16 protein-coding genes, 1 tRNA gene and 1 pseudogene are annotated in these 19,556 nt (G+C 66.8%); 10 read left to right on the top strand and 8 right to left on the bottom strand.

The features are described 5' to 3' along the window. Positions 1-22: 22 nt before the first annotated feature. Positions 23-1,486, top strand: a complete 1,464-nt coding sequence (locus ACOGI5_RS04640) for an NAD(P)/FAD-dependent oxidoreductase (protein WP_419863297.1) — start codon at positions 23-25, stop codon at positions 1,484-1,486. Positions 1,487-1,506: 20 nt separating this feature from the next. Here ACOGI5_RS04640 and ACOGI5_RS04635 read toward each other — a convergent pair whose 3' ends face one another. The 5 genes from ACOGI5_RS04635 to pheA all read right to left on the bottom strand — a co-directional run bounded on the left by ACOGI5_RS04635 (position 1,507) and on the right by pheA (position 4,773). Further along, a complete protein-coding gene (locus tag ACOGI5_RS04635; RefSeq protein ID WP_419863296.1) occupies positions 1,507-2,085 on the bottom strand; it encodes a hypothetical protein in 579 nt (192 codons plus the stop codon). Next, entirely contained in the window at positions 2,082-2,273 is a 192-nt protein-coding gene (locus ACOGI5_RS04630) for a hypothetical protein (RefSeq protein ID WP_419863295.1), read from the bottom strand. Before ACOGI5_RS04630 ends, ACOGI5_RS04635 begins: the two co-directional genes overlap by 4 nt. A gap of 209 nt (positions 2,274-2,482) precedes the next feature. Beyond that, positions 2,483-3,004 (bottom strand): SRPBCC domain-containing protein, encoded by a 522-nt coding sequence (locus ACOGI5_RS04625; RefSeq protein ID WP_419863294.1) that lies wholly within the window; start codon positions 3,002-3,004, stop codon positions 2,483-2,485. Next, positions 3,001-3,786, bottom strand: a complete 786-nt coding sequence (locus tag ACOGI5_RS04620) for an SAM-dependent methyltransferase (RefSeq protein WP_419863293.1) — start codon at positions 3,784-3,786, stop codon at positions 3,001-3,003. The genes ACOGI5_RS04625 and ACOGI5_RS04620 overlap by 4 nt, the downstream gene beginning before the upstream one ends. Positions 3,787-3,795: 9 nt before the next feature. Continuing rightward, positions 3,796-4,773, bottom strand: coding sequence for a prephenate dehydratase (gene pheA, locus ACOGI5_RS04615; protein WP_419863292.1), 978 nt, complete (start codon positions 4,771-4,773; stop codon positions 3,796-3,798). A gap of 66 nt (positions 4,774-4,839) precedes the next feature. Between pheA and larB the strand changes: the two genes are divergently transcribed. The 9 genes and pseudogenes from larB to ACOGI5_RS04570 all read left to right on the top strand — a co-directional run bounded on the left by larB (position 4,840) and on the right by ACOGI5_RS04570 (position 12,297). After that, positions 4,840-5,661: a nickel pincer cofactor biosynthesis protein LarB gene (gene larB, locus ACOGI5_RS04610; RefSeq protein WP_419863291.1), complete on the top strand. Its 822-nt coding sequence runs from the start codon at positions 4,840-4,842 to the stop codon at positions 5,659-5,661. Then, positions 5,661-6,971, top strand: a complete 1,311-nt coding sequence (gene larC, locus ACOGI5_RS04605) for a nickel pincer cofactor biosynthesis protein LarC (protein WP_419863290.1) — start codon at positions 5,661-5,663, stop codon at positions 6,969-6,971. The genes larB and larC overlap by 1 nt, the downstream gene beginning before the upstream one ends. 118 nt (positions 6,972-7,089) lie before the next feature. Continuing rightward, positions 7,090-7,163 (top strand) — tRNA-Arg (locus tag ACOGI5_RS04600). Positions 7,164-7,191: 28 nt separating this feature from the next. Then, on the top strand, positions 7,192-8,559 hold the full coding sequence (locus tag ACOGI5_RS04595) for an FAD-dependent oxidoreductase (protein WP_419863289.1): 1,368 nt from the start codon (positions 7,192-7,194) through the stop codon (positions 8,557-8,559). Positions 8,560-8,803: 244 nt separating this feature from the next. Next, positions 8,804-10,417 carry an AMP-binding protein gene (locus ACOGI5_RS04590; RefSeq protein WP_419863288.1) on the top strand — a complete coding sequence of 538 codons (1,614 nt, stop codon included), beginning with the start codon at positions 8,804-8,806 and terminating at the stop codon, positions 10,415-10,417. 24 nt (positions 10,418-10,441) lie between these two features. Beyond that, on the top strand, positions 10,442-11,260 hold the full coding sequence (locus tag ACOGI5_RS04585) for a PaaX family transcriptional regulator C-terminal domain-containing protein (RefSeq protein ID WP_419863287.1): 819 nt from the start codon (positions 10,442-10,444) through the stop codon (positions 11,258-11,260). 79 nt (positions 11,261-11,339) lie between these two features. Further along, positions 11,340-11,516: pseudogene (locus tag ACOGI5_RS04580) on the top strand (transposase); the annotation flags it as partial. A 206-nt stretch (positions 11,517-11,722) separates the two neighbouring features. Further along, positions 11,723-12,166 carry an ABC transporter substrate-binding protein gene (locus ACOGI5_RS04575; protein WP_419863286.1) on the top strand — a complete coding sequence of 148 codons (444 nt, stop codon included), beginning with the start codon at positions 11,723-11,725 and terminating at the stop codon, positions 12,164-12,166. Continuing rightward, on the top strand, positions 12,154-12,297 hold the full coding sequence (locus ACOGI5_RS04570) for a hypothetical protein (RefSeq protein WP_419863285.1): 144 nt from the start codon (positions 12,154-12,156) through the stop codon (positions 12,295-12,297). The genes ACOGI5_RS04575 and ACOGI5_RS04570 overlap by 13 nt, the downstream gene beginning before the upstream one ends. 143 nt (positions 12,298-12,440) lie before the next feature. On the opposite strand, the gene ACOGI5_RS04565 is transcribed toward ACOGI5_RS04570, so the two are convergent. The 3 genes from ACOGI5_RS04565 to ACOGI5_RS04555 are packed head-to-tail and all read right to left on the bottom strand — an operon-like array spanning position 12,441 to position 19,386. After that, the gene (locus ACOGI5_RS04565; RefSeq protein WP_419863284.1) at positions 12,441-13,175 is read right to left on the bottom strand and encodes an RDD family protein; all 735 of its coding nucleotides are present in this window, start codon (positions 13,173-13,175) and stop codon (positions 12,441-12,443) included. 30 nt (positions 13,176-13,205) lie between these two features. Next, entirely contained in the window at positions 13,206-13,964 is a 759-nt protein-coding gene (locus ACOGI5_RS04560; protein ID WP_419863283.1) for an RDD family protein, read from the bottom strand. Next, entirely contained in the window at positions 13,957-19,386 is a 5,430-nt protein-coding gene (locus tag ACOGI5_RS04555; protein ID WP_419863282.1) for an Ig-like domain-containing protein, read from the bottom strand. Before ACOGI5_RS04555 ends, ACOGI5_RS04560 begins: the two co-directional genes overlap by 8 nt. Positions 19,387-19,556 lie beyond the last annotated feature (170 nt).

Genomic DNA, 19,556 nt, shown 5'->3' with positions numbered 1-19,556 from the left:
TCCAATTGAAAGAAGGACAGCAATGACCAATTCCATCCCCAATCCGACAGAGCACAACCAGTGGTACCCGTTCGCCAACCGGCCCCTGCCGCCGGAAGTGGGCGGCCAGGCGGTCAACCCGGCCGCCATCCCGGTGTTCGATGCCGTGCCATTGCCGCCCCACGCCCGGTTCGTGGTGGTCGGCGCCGGCGTGCACGGGCTGTCAAGCGCCTATCACCTGGCCATGTACCTCGAGCGCACCGGCAAGGGCTCGGGCAGCGACGTGGTGCTGATCGACAAGCAGGGCCCCGGCGCCGGCGCCACGGGGCTGGCCTGCGGCTGCGTCCGCAACATGTACATGACCGGGCCTCTGCACGCCATTCTGCGAGCCAGCGTGGAGGTGTGGGAATCCGACCCGGTGAACCTCGGCTTCCAGCAGGTCGGCTACGTGTCGGTGGGCGAGGCCAACCAGACCGACGACTACTTGAAGCTCCAAGCGTCCCAAGCAGCCAGCGGCTACCCCTCCGACGTCTACACCGGTGCAGAGGCCCGCGCCTTTCTCACCGACCTCTGGCCCGACTTCAAGACAGAGAACTGCGACGTGGTGCTGCACGAGCACCGCTCCGGCTACGCCGGCACGCACCTGGCCGTGTGGGGCCTCGACCAGAAGTGTCGCCAGTGGGGTGTGCAGCGGGTCTACGGCGCCACCGTGACCGGCTACCAGTTCGACAACTCGGGCTCGGTCACTGCGGTGGAGACCACCCAGGGGTCGATCGCGTGTGAGCAGGTCGTGGTGGGTGCGGGGGCGTGGACGCCGACGCATTGGGAGTGGCTCGGCGGCCCCAGCCAGCTCGACGTGCTGTACCCCGACGGGCACGTCGAGGAGCAGATGGACATGTGGACGTACTGGCGGCTGCTCGAAGGCGAAGTGCTGCTGCCGCCCGGCGTCGACTTCCGCACTGCCCAGCACAAAGACTCGCCGGTGCTGCACGTCGAGCTCATGAACACGCCGGTGTATTCACCCGACGGCCGGTTCCTCAAGGACCACTTCTACACATACACGCGCTACGCCGCCGAGCGGGTGGGCGCGCCCGGCCTGCAAGGCGGCACGATCCCGGTCAAGATCGGGCCGCGAGCAGCCGTGGAGCCCTACGGCCACCTGAACGACGAGTACCAGGCCGAGGAGTGGTTCGCCGACTACTACTGCGCCACGCTCGGCATGCTGTTCAAGCGCCTGGAGGACCTGCGGCCGTACTTCAAGGAGCGCCGCAACGGCGGCATCGGGGCGTTCACCCCCGACAACGTGCCGGTATTCGACTACGTGGCCGACAACGCCTGGGTGATCGCGGACTCCAACCACGGGTTCAAGATGATCGGCGTGGGCAAGCTCACCGCCGAGATGATGGTGCACGGCGACAAGCCCGACGAGCTCAAGCCGTTCACGCTGGACCGCTACCGCACCGGAGGCACCTTCGGCGACCGCAACTCCAACTGCCCCTGGGTGTAGCCGCCGTCCGAACGCCGATCTCAGGAGTTGTCTTCGGCATTGCGCAGCGCCGTGTCCAGAAGCTCTCCGAGTCCAATTGCTTGTGCCGTGTGCTTGAGGTTGGCGAGATCGAGCGTGGAGCGCTGTGCCCTCAGGATGCCGACAACATCACGCCATTGGCGTTCCGAAACGGATCCGCCTGCCTGATACCACTCCAGTTTGCGCAGCACTTGGGAGGCGGGCGCGCTCACCCACAGATACTGGGGCGGGTCTTCCGTCACGAGGATGCGCTGTCGATGCTCGAGTTGGTGCTGGTCCAGCGTGGTGTCGCCGAGCACGAAGAGATCCACTTTGAGACCGTCGTCATCGATGAGGTTGAACGACGTGCTCTGCTCGACTGCCTGCCGGGCGGCCTCGACGGGCACGTAGAACTCGACTTCCAGCGTGTTCACGAGATCGGCGAGCTGCCGCTGCTCTAGGCGAATCGCCATGTCGATGTCAATGGTGCCTCTCGGTTCGCCGAACATGGAACTCGCAAGCGAGCCGCCCAAGGCGTAGCTGACGTCGTGCTCGTCCAAGATGGCCGCGACTCGCAGTGCCAGCGCAATGGGATCGGTCACGGCGACCATCGACCGCTGGCGCCGAAGGCGGCCTCTGCAATCTCGGTGCCGTACCGTCGCTGTGCCAGGAGATAGCGGATACGCGATTCATTCGCATCGGGCTCTTCGGCCAGGAGGCCCCCCCGGACTGCCGTCTCGATGGCTGCCGACATTGCTGAGGCAAGCGCAACTCGCTGGGCAGGTGTCATCGATTCCCATCGTGTGGTCAGCCGATGCCACGCCTCCGCAGAGGTGTCTTCTGGCCGCGCTCCGGCAATCGTGTTCTCGTGCGGCGCCCTGCGCGCTGATGCCTCACCAACGCCATGAGCAACACTGCCGTCCATAGGTCAACGGTAGGTCCCTGACGCGGTGAGCGGTCACCAAAGGCGGTTGGACGCGTAGGAAGGTCGCTGGTTGCTCAATCGTCGGCGAGTTGGGCGTAGAGGGCTTCGTATTGGCTTGGGTCAGCGTTGGTGAACGGCGGTGCCTCGCCGGTGTCGACTAGGGCGCACAGTTGGTCGAGGCAGATGTGGTAGCCCGCGGCCACGAGGTGCACGTCTGGGCCCTTGCTTCCGAGATCCACGTTCAGCTTGAGCTGTGTGCCGGCGGGTGATGGCTCGAGGTCATAGGTGAGCAGCTCGTCGTCCCATTCCCAGGCGAAGGTGCTGGGTGGGCGCCAGGTGACGATGCGTCCGGTGAGCACCGTGTCCTCGATGCCGTATTTGGCGACGATGTCTTCCCAGAATGGGGCGGCGACCTCGGCTCCTGCTGCCCGAGCCCCGACGATGTCGCACGGCATCCAGTGCCGGAGCTGGTCGCTCTCGGTGAGCGCACGCCATACCCGCTCGGGCGGACGCGCCAGCTGGCGTTCGAAGCGCAGGCTCGTGTCCCCATTGCCGTGACGGACGATCTCGCCGAGTGGATGGGCGGGCTGATTCATCCGCAGTCCAGTTCCTCGAGGCGATTCGGCGGCTGTTCATTGCGGCGGGCAACCATACGGACGAGTCCTAGAGTGCGCCCCGCATCGACGGCGAGCATGTCCGCCTCGTCGGTGGGCTTGTCGAGCCGTTCGGACCACATCAGATCCGACTGCATCCAGAGTTTCCATCCGTCCGGTGCGAGGTCGGCCAGCTCGACAGCCACCATCCCGCTGCGTTCCCAGTGCCGCTTCCACCACGCCGGGCTGTGGAAGCTGAAGAACGCCGGCTCCCAGTAGCGCTGGAGATGCTCCGGCGGCCCGGCTGAGGTCAGTTCTTCGACCAGTCCCGGAACCACGATGCCCAGTTGGCCGCCGGCCGTGACCAGCCCGGCCAGGTGACTCTCCAGGTAGAGGTCGTCGGTGCCGAAGTAGTGATAGGCGTCGATGCTCACCATGGCGTCGAAGAACCCCTCGGCAAAGGGCAGTGCATGTGCTTCGGCCCCGATGGGATACACCCGGTCCTCGACGCCGGCGGCGCAGATCCGGCGGTAGTTCTCGCTGGCGTCGATCCATAGGTCGGTCGCCCACACCTGCACGCCGAACTCCTTGGCAAGAAATATCGAGCTCAGTGCCCGGCCGCAGCCCAAGTCGAGGACGCGCATTCCCGGGCTGAGCTCCATGGACTCGGCCAGCGACTCCGTGAGCCACAGCGCATTGGGGCCCATCATGTTGTCAAGGACCCAATCGCGGTCGTACTCGGCCGAACGAGGAAACTCAGCCGGCCGGTCGGCGTCGGGGCGCATCAGCGGCGGTCAGCTGATGAGGCGGCGGAGCGACTTCAGCCAGTCGTCCGACGAGGTCCAGGCCTCCTCGCTGACGCGCTCACGGCCTGACGAGTTGCCGTTCGCCGCAGGGAACGAGCCCAGGAACTTGACGTCTCGCTGCTTCATCTTGAGCGCCCGCAGGCAATCGGCGACGACTTCATCGGAGATGTGACCCTCGAAATCCAGCAGAAAGCAGTATTCGCCGAGACCGCGCCGGGTCGGTCGCGACTCCAGCCGGGACAGGTCGAGACGGCGGGCCTCGAACTCCATGAGGATTCCCAGCAGGCTGCCCGGCTCGTTCTGCTGCTGGAACACCACGATGCTGGTCTTGTCGTTGCCGCTGGCCGGCGGCACCTGGTTCTTCGCCAGCAGCAGGAAGCGGGTCTGGTTCTCGCGATGGTCCTCGATGCCGGCCACGACGGTCTCGAGCCCGTAGATCTCTGCGGCTGTGGGACTGGCGATGGCCGCGACGCCGGCGAGTTGTTCTTCGCCGATGCGCCGGGCCGCGAGGGCGGTCGAGGTGGCTGCCTCGATCTCGGCGTCGGACAGTTGGGTGTGCAGGAAGGCACGGCACTGGGCGACAGCCACCGGGAACGACAGCACGGTGTGAATGGCCGACAAGTCCTCGGCAGTGGCGGTGCCGGGCAACGCCATCAGATCGAGCTGGACGTTCACCACCACTTCTCGCTGGATCAGAAAGTCGAAGTCGAACGCCAGCGCGTCCTGTGTGACGTTGACTGCTCCTTCGATGGCGTTCTCCACTGGCACGAAGCCGTAGTCGACCGTCCCGTCGTCGAGCGCCGAGAGCACCTCGGGCACTGAGATGAGCGGGACAGGCGTGCACTGCGACAGGTCGGGCTGGGTCGCCAGCGCAGCCTCGGTAAAGGTGCCGCGCGGGCCCATGTACCCGATGCGGGTCGACGGCGACAGGGCAAGGGTGCCCCCGGGTGCAGCGGCAGCGGCCATCGGGGCAGGATACGCACCGTGCCGCGGGCACCGAACCCCGGTCCGCGGCGGGTAGAACGGCAGGCGATGGACGCTGAACAGATCGCCGGATTGCTGGCGGAGGTTCGTGACGGGACGGTGAGTGCCGACGACGCGCTGGCGCGACTGCGCCGGCTGCCGTATGCGGACATCGCCGGCGCCCGCATCGACCATCACCGGACGCTGCGCACGGGCCATCCCGAGGCGGTGTACGGGCCGGGCAAGTCGCCCAGCCAGTGCGCGCGCATCGTGGCCGAGATGCTGAGCGGCGGATCCGGGCCGGTGCTGCTGACAAGGGCGAATTCCGATCAGGTGGCAGCAGCACTGGCTGCGTGCCCCGACGGCGTAGTGCATCGCCCAGCCGACCGGGAACCCGACTCGGCAGGCGATGCAGGAACGTCTTCGGCCGACTTGGCAACCGTGGTGTGGCGCGCCGCCGCGGAGCGCTCCGATCGGGTGGTCGTGGCCTCGGCAGGCACGTCGGACGGACCGGTGGCAGCCGAAGCGACAGCGGTGCTCGGCGCATTCGGCATCGATGCCGCGGCGGTGACCGACATCGGCCTCGCGGGCCTCCACCGCTTCTTGGCCGAGATCGACACGCTGGCAGCGGCGGAGGTCGTCATCGTGGTGGCCGGGATGGAGGGGGCTCTGGCCACGGCGGTTGCTGGCGTCACCTCGGCGCCGGTCATCGCCGTGCCGACCAGCGCCGGCTACGGCGCCGCGCTCGACGGCGTGACGGCGCTGCTGGCCATGCACGCGTCATGCGCGGCGGGCATCTCCGTGGTGGGCATCGACAACGGTTTCGGAGCAGCCATGGCGGCCATGCGCATCTTGGACTCGGCGGCCCGCTCCGACGGCGGCGCGGAGTGATGCACGACAGCCACGACGCCGGCGCGCCCGTTGTCGAGCCGCGTCCTGCGCCGGCCGGGATCGCTGCGCCCGCGGGAGGCGAACTGTCGGGCAGCACCGTGGCCTGGTTCGACCCCATCTTCGGCATTGCCGGCGACATGGCACTGGGCGCATTGCTGGATGCGGGCGCGGACCTGGGCTATGTGACCGAGCAACTGCAGACGCTGGGCCTTGACGGCTGGCAGCTCGGCAGCGAGCGGGTGACCAGGAATGAACTCGCCGCGACCCGCGCCATCGTCGATGCACCCGAAGGACATCACCATCGCCGCTGGCGCGACATCCGGTCGCTGCTGGAAGCCGCACCGCTGGTTGATCGAGTCCGCGGCCGCGCGCTGGCCGTGTTCGAAGCGCTGGCAGTCGCGGAAGGCCAGGTACATGGGGTGCCGGCCGACGAGGTCCACTTCCACGAAGTCGGTGCGCTCGACGCCATCGTGGACATCGTGGGCGTGTGCGCCGCGCTCGAATCGCTCAGCGTCGACGCCGTGTGTTGCGGACCGGTCGCCGTGGGCAGAGGCACGATCAACGCGGCTCACGGCGTGCTGCCGAACCCGCCGCCCGCCGTGGTGAATCTGCTCGCCGACCGACCGATCGTCGGTGTGGACGTCGACCGGGAGCTCACCACGCCGACGGGGGCCGCCATCGTCGCGGCCTTGGCCGGTCACTTCGGCGCGGCGCCGACCATGACCATCGCCAGCTCCGGATTCGGTGCCGGTACCCGTGAGCTGCCGGGCCGCCCCAACGTCACCGGCGTGCTGATCGGCACGGTTGCGGGGACCGAGCAGGCGACGTCGTTGACCGCTGCCCTGGCTGCCGTCCAGGGAGCCGGCAGCACGACCGATCTGGTGGAGCTGGCGACGAATCTCGACGATGTCTCCGGCGAGGTGCTGGGACATGCCATCGACGCGCTGCTCGGTGCCGGCGCGCTGGATGCGTGGGCCGTCCCGATCGTGATGAAGAAGGGCCGCCCGGCGTACACGCTGACGGCGTTGTGCGAACCCGCCGATGTCACGCGGCTGGCCGACCTGGCAGCGCAACTCACCGGCACGCTGGGGCTGCGAGCCCGCACCGTCGTGCGCACAGCACTCGAACGGCACACGTCGACGGTCGATGTCGGCGGGCACACCATCCGGGTCAAGCACGGTCCGCACCGATCCAAGCCCGAGTGGGACGACGTCGTAGCTGCCGCCGAATCCCTCAACCGCCCCCCAACCGATATCGCCCGCGCAGCAAGCTCCGCAGATCGACGCAGCCCTGAAGCCGGCGATCCCTAATGGGGCGAACGCCGGCGGAGCTTCGGCGCTCGCAAAAAAATCTTGAAGCCCCGCGGACACACTCTCCTAGACTGTTCGGGCGCCGACGGGCCGCGAGACCCGCTTGTGGCGTGCGCTAGCGCTTGTAGCTCAATTGGACAGAGCATCTGACTACGGATCAGAAGGTTCGGGGTTCGAATCCCTGCAAGCGCGCTGAGGCATCCTGAGCGGTGGGAGCACGATGACGCAGCGCAGGATCGCAATCATCGGTGGCGGCATGTCGGGACTGGGCGCAGCGTGGGCGCTGGCGCAGCATCCTGACCGGTTCGACTTCCGGCTGTACGAGGCCAACGACCGCCTCGGCGGCAACGCGTACACCGCCGACATGCCCCAGGACGACGGCACATCGATCCCGTTCGACATCTCGGTCACAGCGCTCATTCCATCGGTCTACGACCACGTCCTGCTGCTGCTGGAGCGCTTCGGCATCGAGCTGTTCGACACCAAGTTCAACTACAGCGTGAAGTACCAGGGCCGCAGGTACGCCCACGACTTCGACTCCGACATCAGGGATCAGCTGCAGGACGAGATCGAGCGCTTCCAGCGCCTGCTGCAACGCCTGCACTCGTTCGGCCGCCTCACCCGGGCACGGTCGAAGCTCCTCAACGCGCTCAACCCGTTCAACTACATCAGCATGAGGACAGTGCTGAATCTCGGCGGGTTCTCTGCTGATTTCAGATACAAGATCCTCAAGCCGATGTTCGTCAACTTCCTGATGGCGACCAACGTGTTCGACATGCCCGCCGCGCTGTTCGCGCGCTATCTCGAGTTCTTCGACATCGAATCGGCGACGCCCATGCAGACTTGGGATCAGGGCACGCGGCGCATCTACGAGCACCTGTCGGCGGACTTCCACGACAAGATCTGCCTGAGCCGACCGGTCCGCAAGGTGTACCGCGGTGAGTCGGAGGTGGTCGTCGAGGATGCCGACGGGGTCCGCGAGACCTTCGACGAGGTGATCTTCGCTGCGAACGCCAACCAGACCCTGATGATGCTTGACCAGCCCACCGCGCTGGAGCGTTTCCTGCTGACGTCGGTCCGCTACGAGAGCGAGCTGCACAATCACACGCTGGTGCACTGGGACTCGTCGGTCCTGCCCGACGACGAGGTGGAATGCCTGCGAACTCGCACCAATCACGTCGAGCAGTACGGCGCCAGGCCGGACAACTACGAGATCACCTACATCATGCACAACCAGCAGCCCTGGGCTTACGGCTCCGACAAGCCGTGCCTGGTGACCTACAACCCGATCTCGCCCATCGACGACACCAAGGTCATCAAGCGCTGGTGGTTCCAGCACGTCGTGCACGACGTGCGTCATGTGGCGCTGCTCGTGCCGCTGTTCCGCTTCGTCCAGGGCAAGCGCCGCAGCTGGCACTGCGGGGCGCACACGCTGGTCAACAGCCAGGAGACCTGCTTCGTGACCGGGCTGGCGGCAGCCACGCAGCTCGGCGCGGACTACCCGTTCGATGATGCGAACGCCCGCGAGGTCTTCAACTACTACGGCGGCATCCTGCACGGCGCCCGCTTCCGCAAGATCACGTCCTGACGACTCGAGCCAACAGGCACAGATGTCATAGCTGCGGAGGCGGCAGGAGAACTCTGCGAGCTTGCGACCTGCTGGATCGCGGGAGCAGTGGGCTCCTGCCGCCTCCGCAGCGGGTGCACCTACCGCCGGGCTCCTCAGTCACAGCTCGAACCGAATCCCTTGCGCCGGGCATCCGTTCGATATAGCGTTCGATTAGAGATCGTCATATCGACGGCATTGGCCGAACGGGTATGAGCGGCTGGATATGAGCACAGGCACTGCGGCTGCGACGGCACATGTGGACCGGTTCGTCCTCGATCACCTGCCGCCTGCAGAGCACTGGCCGCAGATCAGGCTTGACGAGTCGCGGTACTGCTACCCGACCCGGCTGAATGCTGCCGCAGTCCTGCTGGACGGGGCGATCGAGCGGGGCTGGGGACAGCGCCCCTGCATGGGACTCGGCGACGACGTGTGGTCGTACGCCGAGGTGGCTGACTGCGCCAACCGGATCGCCGCAGTGCTCGTCGAGGACTACGGCGTCGCTGCGGGCAACCGCGTCCTGCTCCGGGGCGCCAATGCTCCCTGGATGGTGGCTGCCTGGCTTGCCGTGCTGAAAGCCGGGGCCGTGGCGGTCACCACCATGCCGCTGCTGCGTGCCGCCGAGCTTGCGAAGGTGATCTCGAAGTGCGAGCCGGCGGTCTCGCTGTGCGAAGCGGGAATGGAAGCTGAGTTGCGCCGAGCGGCCAGCGGCCCAGTCGCCATCTGGGGCCCGAACGGTGATCTCAATGCCGCGGCTGCGGGCAAGTCGGGCCACTTCGTCGCTGTGGACACTGCTGCGACCGATCCTGCCCTGCTGGCGTCCACCTCGGGCACTACCGGCGACCCCAAGGTCGCTGTGCACTTCCACCGCGACCTGCTGGTGATCGCCGACGCGTTCGAGCCGATCCTGCGCGCAGGCCCCGACGATGTGTTCGTCGGGAGTCCGCCGCTGGCGTTCACGTTCGGCTTGGGCGGGGAGGTCGTCTTCCCGATGCGAGCAGGAGCGTGCACCTGGTTCTGTGACGAGCCAGGTCCCGCCGCGCTGGCGGAGCTCATCGTCAAACGACGGGCCACCGTGTGCTTCAGCTCGCCCACGGCGTACCGGGCCATGGTGGCGCTCGATCCCCGACCGGACTTGTCCTCGCTGCGATGCGGAGTGTCGGCCGGCGAGTGGCTGCCGCAGTCGACATTCGAGCTCGTCGAGCGCGAGCTCGGCCTGAGGCTGACCGACGGGATCGGCGCGACCGAGCTGCTGCACATCTTCATCTCGGCGGCCGGCGCCGAGATCCGGCCCGGTTCGACCGGCAAGCCGCTCCCGGGGTGGGAGGCGGCGATCTTCGACGCCGACGGCACTCCCGTCCCGGACGGCGAAGCAGGGCTGCTTGCCGTGCGCGGGCCGATCGGCTGCCGCTACCTCGACGACGACCGCCAGACCGCCTATGTGCGCAACGGCTGGAACTTCACCGGCGACGTCTATGTCCGCGATGCCGATGGCTACTTCTGGTATCAGGCCCGCGCCGACGACATGATCATCAGCTCCGGTTACAACATCGCCGCCCCCGAAGTCGAGGAGGCTTTGCTGAGCCACGAGGCGGTCGCCGAGGCGGGAGTCATCGGCACGCCTGACGCACATCGGGGGATGGTGGTCCATGCATTCGTCCACCTGCGCGACCCATCGTCGGCTACCGACTCGCTGGCGTGCGAACTGCAGAACCACGTGAAGGCCTCGATTGCCCCCTACAAGTACCCTCGCCGGATCACATTCTGTGCCGAGCCGCTGCCCACGACGCCGACGGGCAAGCTCCAGCGGCGCGGGCTGACGGCGCTGGCGGGCGAGTAGCGGCGGGACGGTGCTCAGGACCCTATGACGAAGTCCCCGAGAGACCGCATTCTCGATGCCTACGGGCTGTTCGCCCGTGACTACGGGGGCTGGGTCGCCGTCAGCGGACTCATCGCATTGCTGCGCGAGCTCGATGTCGACGCGCAGGCAGTGCGATCCGCGGCGTCTCGCATGAAACGTTCCGGGCTGCTGGTGCCCGAGCGAGTCGACGGCAAAGCCGGCTATGCGCTGAGCGCCGACGGGCGCGAGATCCTCGAAGCAGGCGACCGGCGCATCTTCGGCAACGGAGCTCGGCCCAGCGACGACCGATGGCTGCTGGTGCTCTTCTCGATCCCCGAGCCAGAGCGCAACAAGCGCTACCTCATTCGTTCGAGGCTGGCTCGCCTCGGGTTCGCGCCCGGTCCGGCAGCGTCATGGATAGCGCCGGCGGCGTTGGCTGACGAGGCCCGCACCATGCTGCGTCGCAGCGGACTCGACGGCTATGTCTCGTTCTTCGAGGGCGACTTCCGCCCGCACGGCGATGAGCCCCATGTCGCGGTTGGGGCATGGGATCTCGACGTGATCAACAAGATGTACGGCGAGTATTTGGCAACGCAGCATTCGATCTTCGAGGCGTGGATGGCCGAGCCGGGCGCCGATCGCGACGCGTTCGTGGCCCTCATGAACAACATCAGCGCCTGGCGACCGCTGCCCTACGCCGACCCCGGCCTGCCGCTATCAGTCACACCCACCGGTTGGCTCGCCGGCGAGGCCCGCGAGACGTTCACCAAACTGCACCGACAGCTGCGACCTGGCGCACATCGCTTCTACCTCCAAACACTCGAAGCAGCCACTCGCCACTAAGCCCAGATCCACCGGTGGGGTGGGGGAGGGGGGACTGTCAGGAATTCTGTGTAAGCGGCGTGGTTTGAGGGTCCGCGGCGTGCTCCAGACTGGCCTCGAGGTCGAGATGACTGAGCATCTGGGATATGAGCGTCACGCGGTGGAGGGCCGCGGATCGGGGAACTCTCGCAACGGGTCGGCTCCCAAGACGGTCAAGACCGAGATCGGCGAGATCGATCTGGCGGTGCTTCGAGACCGAGCCGGGATCTTCGAGCCGACCACGGCCCCCAATACACATCTTGGGCGTTCTCCCAGGAGGTCTGCGCCGCCGGCACTCGACCCTGGGCAACATGTCACCCATCGACTACGAACGCCGACAACAACACTGAGCCGCCGCCTGACTCCCACAAACCCGGTCCAGCAATAGGGATCCACGCCGACTGGACTGACTAACGGGTCCCCGATGCTGACAGCCAGGCCGGCGTGACCGAGGTCTACAACCTCAACCCGAACTACTGGAACCCGGCCGACCAGGGCGTCGAGACCGTGACGGTGACTGCCGTTCCCGACAACAACGCACGTCTGAGTGCGCTGCTGACCGGCGAGGCCGACATCATGTCGACGACGCGTGACGCGCAGATCGACGCAGGCACCGAAGCGGGCAACGTGCTGATCTCGGTGCCCAACTTCTTCGCCTACCTGCTCGTCACCGACCGCGCCGGCGAGTTCGATTCCCCGTTGGGCGACGAGCGAGTGCGGCGAGCGATCCTGCTGTCGCTCTCGGAGAGTTCATGCGTGAGACCGGGCGCTTCAACGCATTCCGCCTCGGCGACCTCGACGATCTCGAGGACACGCTGGTGGATGCGCTCAATGCCCCGTCCGTGGAGGCGGGTTATGACCTGTACGCCGAGGTCATGGAAGCCCTGATCGACCGCGGTGTGGTGCTGCCGCTAGCCCACGGCGGCCAGAACGCCCTGTATGCCCCGTACGTGTCCGGCGTCACGCTGGGCCTGAACATGCAGGCACCCATGCCGTACGGCGTCCGCCTCAACAACTAGGAGGCCGTGCTTCCTGGGCCTCGCTCGGGTCTGCCGGATGGCGGCAAGGTGTTCGGCAGACCAAGCTGAGGCGAGCAACTGAGCAGCCAGCAACCCCGTGTTGGTGGCGCAGCGTGGCCCTCATGTTCCGCCTGGCCGCTCACTCATGGGCGGGCATCACCGCGGCGGCTGTCCTCATCTCCGTGCGACGAGCCCCGGCTCATGGAGCGCTGCCAGCGCTCATCCATGGAACTGCGCTCTCGGTCCCGACGCTGCGCGGCTCGCGTCCCAGCACGACCCGCCGTAATCCCACCCGCCGACACCACCGACGCCTTCGTGACCACCACCGTCCCGGCAAGCTTGTCGTGCCAGCCGCGCTCGTCCCAATCGAACACGAGCGATAGGTAGAGGACGATCCACACCACAAACCAACCAATCCCGAACGTCAGCACGCCCGCAGCGTTCGGGACCAATACTCGCGCAAGGGACCGCGCCAACCCTGGAGCGCTCGCGTCCGCGATCCGAACCACCCTGATGCCCATCGCTAGCTTGCCCACCGTCGCGCCACACAGCGCCACCGTCACCGGCTCGTACAGCACCAGCATCGCCAGCCCCGCCCACAGCAGGACATACAACTGCGCTGGGGGATCACTTTGCAAGGTGCGGTCGAAGAGTGCGAAGTCATGCCAAATGAGGCTCCAGAGAGCGCCGAGGACCATCCACAGCGCTGGGATGAGCACCGCCATATCGATCACCCGGGCCCAGAATCGCCGCCCGGCATCCGCCAACACCACTAAGCGGCCATTTTCCAGACGTTTCCAAGGATCGGCTGGAGCCGGCATGAACCCGCCGCGATCCCTGGTCTCGCTGGCCCCGCCGGTGCCGAGCGGCTTGCTCAAGCCACCCGGGTGCTCATTCACGATCAACTGTCATCGGGATCGTCCCCTCCGAACTTGGGGCACTTCCCGGATCATGAACTGTCGCCAGCGCTCGTCCATCGAATTGTCCCCGCGGTCTCGCCGCGCGCGCCGCAACCGAGCGACGCCCGCCTCGGCGTCACCTGACGACAGCATCCACGCCCTTGTCACCACCACGGTTCCAGCCAGCTTGTCGTGCCAGCCGCGCTCGTCCTGATCGAACACGAGCGACAGTGCGAGAACGACCCACACGACGAACCAGCCGATGCCGAACGTCAGAACGCCTGCGAGGCTCGGGACCAACGCCCGCGCTGCAGACCTCAACACCCGCGGCGTGCTCGCGTCCGCGACCCGAACCACTCTGAGCCCCATCGCCAGCTTGCCCACCGTGGCACCCCAGCGCGCCACCATCACCGGCTCATACAACACCAGCAGCACCAAGGCCGCCAGGGCCGCCTTCGAGGTAGGGAGTTCCCAAAAGGCAGGTGGGTCGTACGACCGGTGACCAATTGACGCTATGGATTCGCCGACGAGCGCGGAGCCCCAGTAGAGGAAGGCTGCCACCATCACCAGCACCGCCGGGCTGAGCACCGCCATGTCGATCACCCGGGCCCAGAATCGCCGCCCGGCATCCGCCAGCGCCACCAAATGGCCATCTTCTAGATGCCTCCGGGGATCGGCCGGCGCAGGCATGAACCCGCGTCGGTCGGTGGTCTCGCCGACGTTGTACGCGTCAGGCGGTGCTCCCGCCCGGCTTGATCGCTCATTCACAGCCGGCCGCCGTGGCGGCACGCCTGCAAGCGTCGATGCCTTCACCACCGTCGAGGTGGTCGGTGCCGTTGTTGCCGTTGAGGTCATCATCACCGGGGCCGCCCCAGATCCGGTCGTCTCCGAGACCGCCGCGCAAGGTGTCTGCGCCGGGGCCGCCGTGGAGTTCGTCGTCATGGTTCTTGCCCCACAGGGTGTCGTCGCCGATGCCGCCCCACAGCACGTCGGTGCCGTCGCCGCCGTCGATCCGGTCGTTGCCGGTGCCGCCGTGCAGCGAGTCGGTGCCTGCTGCGCCTTCGAGGGTGTCGTTGCCCCGGCCGCCCCACAGCACGTCGTCGCCGACACCGGCGCGCAGCGCGTCGTTGCCTGCCCCGCCCCAGAGGGTGTCGTCGCCCATGCCTCCCCAGATGCGGTCCGCGCCGGGGCCGCCCCAGATGCGGTCGCTGCCTGCATAGCCCCACACGATGTCGTCGCCCGCGCCAGCCGAGATGCGGTCGTCGCCGTCGTTGCCGCTCAGGTTGTCGCTGCCGTCACCGCCCCAGACGGTGTCGTTGCCGTCGTCGCCGTAGAGCGCGTCGTCGCCGTCGCCGCCCCAGATGGTGTCGTCGCCGCGTCCGCCCGACCCGTAATCGTCGCCGGGACCGCCGACCAGCACGTCGTCGCCTTGGCCGCCCGCGATGTTGTCGTCGCCTGCACCGCCGATGAGCGCGTCATTGCCGCCCTGGCCGTGGATCACGTCATCGCCGCCCAAGCCGCAGATCACGTCATCGCCCGGCGTTCCCCACAGCGTGTCGTCGCCCTCGGTGCCGGTGATCGTGCAGACCGCTCCTACTGTCACGGTCGCACGCGCTGTGGCGCAGTTGCCCAGCGAGTCGCACACCTCATAGCTGAACGAGTCCGAACCAGCAGCGGCAGGTGCCCGGTAGCTGACCACGCGGCGGTCGTCGGCTGTCTCGCTTACGACGGCGGCGCCCAGCGTCGGGGGCACTGTGATGCGAAGCGAGCCGGATACGAGGTCCTCGTTGGGGTCGCTGTCGTTGCCGAGCACGTCGATCTCGATGGTCTGGGACGCTTCGGCCCACGCCCAGTCGTCCTCGGCTGCGGGGCCCGACTGTGGCACCACGACTGACGGGGACACGACCAGTTCGTAACTGTCGTCGACGATCGTGTCGGCCGTGTCCACGCTGTAGATCGAGTCCGTTCCGGCACCGCCGTGGATCGTGTCCAGACCGGCGCCCGCCACGATCCGGTCATCGCCGCCGTTGCCCCAGATCACATCATCACCGGCCCCGCCATAGATCCATTCGGTCCCGGCGCCGCCCAGGATCACGTCAACGCCGCCTTTTGCGTCGATCACATGGAACGCCTGCCAGTCGTCGCGGTCCGGCACGCAGATCACATCGTCACCCTCGGTGCCCTCGATCAGCACCGTCCCGGCAGTGCCGGTGACCGTGCAGCCCGCGTCGACCGTGACCACAAGATCGGCTGCGAGCCCGACACCCCAACCGTCGAATACCACATAGGACGCCTCTACAGCGCCCCAGAACCCCCCATCAGGCGTGAAGGTGACCACACCGGTCGCCGGATCGACCGCGAACGTGCCGCCCTCGGCGGGACGCACCCGCACCGAGGAGGCGTTCAACGAGCCGCCCGTCGGTGCCGTGTCATTGTCCAGCACCCGGGCCTGCACGCTTTGGCCCAGCGTCGTGGACGCCGTGTCGGCCGTTGCGCACGGCGCCGTGCCCGGATAGGCCAGCAGCGGGGCCGTCATGAACGCGTGCCGCGTCTCATCGGCAGCGTCCGCGCCCGTTGCCTGGAACAGGTAACCACGCGGCGCGGCGTCCACGCTGGCCGCGGGCGCTGCGGGCACCGTCCACGACACCTCGACGCGGCCGTTCGCGTCCGCGGTCGCGTCAGCAATCGTCGGATTGGTCAGCGTCGCATCGCCCGCCGAAGCCGCACGACCAACGAACGACACCGTCGAGCTCGCCGCGAAGCCGCCGGCGGTGAGCGTCACCTTCTCCGCCGCGGACACGAAAGCCGCTTCGCAGCCCGACACCATCGCAGCTCGCTTCACCGCCAGCACACCCCACGAGAAGCTCGTGTCCTCCTCAGCGTCGCTCGATTCGGCGCCATCGTTGGCATCGACCTGAGAGGAGCCGCCCGCAGTACTACGACCGGAGTGCCCAGAACCTGCCGCGGCTGCATCGTCCTCGTCCTGGGGGTCCGGATTGACCGGAAGACCCGCCTCGTTCAAGCCGACCTCGGGGTCGCGGATCGCGTTGCGAACGTAGTCCCACAAGATCTCCGCATACCCCACATGGCCCGCCACCGTTGGATGGAACGTCTTGCCATTCGCGCCATTGTCCTCGACGTCGTCGGCCACGAAACCGTTCAGCCACGGCTCGCCGCTGCACTGGTCATGCCCAGCAAACCCCGACGGGTGCAACGACGAATCCACACCGCCCACCACGTCCACAAAATGCACCCCTGCACGCGACGCCGCATTCCGCAAAGCAGTGTTCAGATCATCCGCCCCCTGACGCAAGAACAACGCCTCCCCCGGATCAACCTTCACAACTCCTGGGGCAAACTGCGCAATAGCATCGCTTCCAAGATTGTCGGCCCAATTGCTGCCCAAGGCGAATAGGACTTCGCCCGCGTCCAAGCTCTGGCAGTCGTAGAAGGCTTCGAGATAGGTCTCAAGCCGGTCTTGGCAGACGCTGGAGAGGCCCAAATCGCGCAGCTTGTCTTCATAGTCCTGACGAAACAACTCCACTAGGAGCAGGTTCTCAGTGTCGCCGAGTGCGTCTCGAAATGTCTCGTAGCTGGAGTTGGTCGATTCGATCTGGTCGCGTGTGAGTCCACCGCACGGTTCCATAACCGGCGTCAGGTACGGATAGCCCAGCAGCATCACCGACGCCTGAGGAGCGATTTCTCTGACATGCGTCAGAACGTCAGCGACGCGTTGCTCGACCGTTTCGAAGACGCCGTCGTAGCTCAAGGGCGTCGTGCACTCGGTGAGATGGCCTTCGTTGGCGGCGATCGCGCAGTCAACGACATCGCTCTCATCGCACGTCGTGTCGTTGTTCTGGAAAAAGGGCGACACGCAGTCCTTGAGGATCTCAGTGAAGCTCAAGTCGTTGCCGCCGATGGTGATCGTCACCAGATCGACTGCTCCCATTCCCTGCACTCCAGCGAGTGACGCGGCCTGACGAGGCTCCCCGGTCACGTCCGGTGCCGGCCGGCCGGTCTTGAGGCTCCGCGAGTCGGTGTTGGTGCCGAGGGGGTCCAAGGCGTCATAGACATGCTGGGGCCTCGCGCTGACGCACGCGAATGTGACGAACTCGACACGAATGGTGACATCGCCGCTGCGCAGCAGGCGTCGCTGCAGCACCTCGGGGTAGGCGCGGTCCCACCTGCGGCACTGCTCGTCGGCCGTGTCTGCACGGTTGCTGTAGCTGCCGACGAATCCGGGGAAGTTCCTGCGGCCGTTCTCTCCTGCGGAGTACGAGTCGCCCAACGCGACGTAGCTGACGGCTTTGGCCACCGGCACGACGACGGTGGTGCTGGGCTCGGGGGTGACGATGCGCTGGTTCTCGTCGACGGTCTCGAAGTCGTAGCGGCCGTCCCGGTCGTCGTCGAGCCACACGCGCAGCCTGTCCTGCTGGCCTCGCAGCACGCTCACACCGCCCGGCGGCACCCGGAACCTGACATCCACGTAGCCCGACGAGTCGCTCATGCAGGTGTCGGAGTAGCCCGGCGAGGGCGCGTCGATCGTGGGCGGCGTGGAACAGGTCACCTCCGAGGTGCGGCTGGGCCCCGCCAGTGTCGACACCGCTATCGGGGCGCCTGCAATCGGGTCCTTGCGGTAGACGGGGCGGCCGAGGGTGTGGCCGATCACTTCGTCGGTGCGAGTCTTCAGGCTCAGCCGCAGCGTCGTGTACTGGCCAGCGCGGCTGACGCGGTCGCTGTAGGGCGTTACCAGCGATGCCTCGAAGTTGTTCGGCAGATCGAAGTCGATCAGTGTGCCGCCCCCCACGGAGCGGCCCCTGAAATCGGCCGTTACGTACTGGTAGGGTTCGCCACGGTCGTGTGTTTGGTCGCGGTCGGCGTCGACCCACACCAGCAGCTGGTGAGTCTGCCCGACGCTCGCGTCAGGAATCTGCAGCAGATGTGTCGAACGGCCGCCGACTGTGTCTCCGACAGGTCGCGCCACCGCGACGGTCTCGCACCCAGCGGCCGCTGCGGCCGATGCCGTGAGTGTTTGTGTGCCGACCTGCACCAGGCAGTAAGTGCTCGCGTCGAGGCTTGCCTGCGGCCCTTCGATTACTGACATGGCGATGGGAAGCCCCGCTGGCGAACCGGTGTCTGGGCATGTGACATCGACATCGATGAATGCGTGGTGATCTGTTGCGAAGCCCGACTGGGTGATATCGAACACGTCACGAACCGAGCCGACGAGCACCACATCGCCGCACACAGCCGGCGGCGACGGCGCAGGCGTCGCGGTGCCGTCGTCGTCGGTGATCGTTGCGGTTGCCGACGCGTCCGACAGCACCACCCCCACCGGGTTCGACAGCGTCAGGCTGAACGACTCGTCGCCCTCGATCACGGTGTCATCGGTCAACGGCACCGAGATCGTTGCATGCCTGATGCCTGCGGGGATCGTCAGTGTCCCCGACACATCGCTGTAGTCCGCCCCCGCAGATGCCGAACCGGGTGCCAGCGCGTAGTCGACCTGCACGTCGCCTGTCGGCGCTGCGCCGGTGGCGCGCAGCGTGAAGACCAGCGAGTCGTCGCCCTCTGACGCCGATGCGTCCAGGACTTCTATCGGCACCGGTGCCACACACTCCTCGTCCGACTCGCCCGGCGCGCTGGCGTCGCCGTCGTCGAGCACCGTCACCGTTGCCACGGCAGACTGGCCCAAGCCAGCCATGCTCACTTCCAGCGAGTACGGCTGGGGATCGCAACTGTCATCATCGACGGTGTCCACGAATACCCACCAGCGTTTGTTGGACTCCACCGAGAAGCCGGGGGACACGAAACGACCCGAAAGCTGCTCAGACGGCACCGACGCTGAGGACGCGGTTGCCGTCACGTTCGGGATCGGCAGCCGATAGATGTTCCCCAGATCGATCACCGTCAGCCAGATCTTGCCCACGAGCGAGTACTCGTGCACGAAGCACATGATCACGTCGCCCTCCACCACCGTCTGAGGACACTCGAGACGCAGCGTCCCCAGGCGCGCCGCGTGCCACAGATTGGGCCACAGCTCCGGCAGGCTCGAATGCACCGAACCCGACAGACGAGCCTGCTCAATCTCGCTCTCGCTCGGCGCATCGGGCAACGCCGCGCTCTGAGCAGACACCGACGGGATCGGCAACATCAACAGCAGCAGCACAGTGAGAACACTGGCCAACATTCGGCGTCTGCCGTCGAACCGCGTGTCTTGCTGCTGACGCACCAACCCGCGTGCTCCCCGACGATGGTCCACGTTCTCTTGGGGCGGCATAGGTGTGAAGAATAGGCATGACTCGTCGTTAGATCTGTGTGTTTCTTCATAAGAAGGTGGGCCATAGGGCGGACAGCGCC

Source organism: Candidatus Poriferisodalis sp. (assembly GCF_965208925.1).
Lineage (GTDB): Bacteria > Actinomycetota > Acidimicrobiia > Acidimicrobiales > Poriferisodalaceae > Poriferisodalis.
This window is presented reverse-complemented; position numbering and strand designations above follow the sequence as displayed.

Coding starts and splice junctions, on each gene's coding strand:
- ACOGI5_RS04585 (WP_419863287.1), top strand. CDS start 10,442: ATGACGAAGTCCCCGAGAGACCGCATTCTCGATGCCTACGGGCTGTTC.
- ACOGI5_RS04625 (WP_419863294.1), bottom strand. CDS start 3,004: ATGAATCAGCCCGCCCATCCACTCGGCGAGATCGTCCGTCACGGCAAT.
- ACOGI5_RS04590 (WP_419863288.1), top strand. CDS start 8,804: ATGAGCACAGGCACTGCGGCTGCGACGGCACATGTGGACCGGTTCGTC.
- ACOGI5_RS04570 (WP_419863285.1), top strand. CDS start 12,154: ATGGAAGCCCTGATCGACCGCGGTGTGGTGCTGCCGCTAGCCCACGGC.
- ACOGI5_RS04555 (WP_419863282.1), bottom strand. CDS start 19,386: ATGTTGGCCAGTGTTCTCACTGTGCTGCTGCTGTTGATGTTGCCGATC.
- ACOGI5_RS04640 (WP_419863297.1), top strand. CDS start 23: ATGACCAATTCCATCCCCAATCCGACAGAGCACAACCAGTGGTACCCG.
- ACOGI5_RS04595 (WP_419863289.1), top strand. CDS start 7,192: ATGACGCAGCGCAGGATCGCAATCATCGGTGGCGGCATGTCGGGACTG.
- pheA (WP_419863292.1), bottom strand. CDS start 4,773: ATGGCCGCTGCCGCTGCACCCGGGGGCACCCTTGCCCTGTCGCCGTCG.
- ACOGI5_RS04630 (WP_419863295.1), bottom strand. CDS start 2,273: ATGACACCTGCCCAGCGAGTTGCGCTTGCCTCAGCAATGTCGGCAGCC.
- ACOGI5_RS04620 (WP_419863293.1), bottom strand. CDS start 3,786: ATGCGCCCCGACGCCGACCGGCCGGCTGAGTTTCCTCGTTCGGCCGAG.
- larB (WP_419863291.1), top strand. CDS start 4,840: ATGGACGCTGAACAGATCGCCGGATTGCTGGCGGAGGTTCGTGACGGG.
- larC (WP_419863290.1), top strand. CDS start 5,661: ATGCACGACAGCCACGACGCCGGCGCGCCCGTTGTCGAGCCGCGTCCT.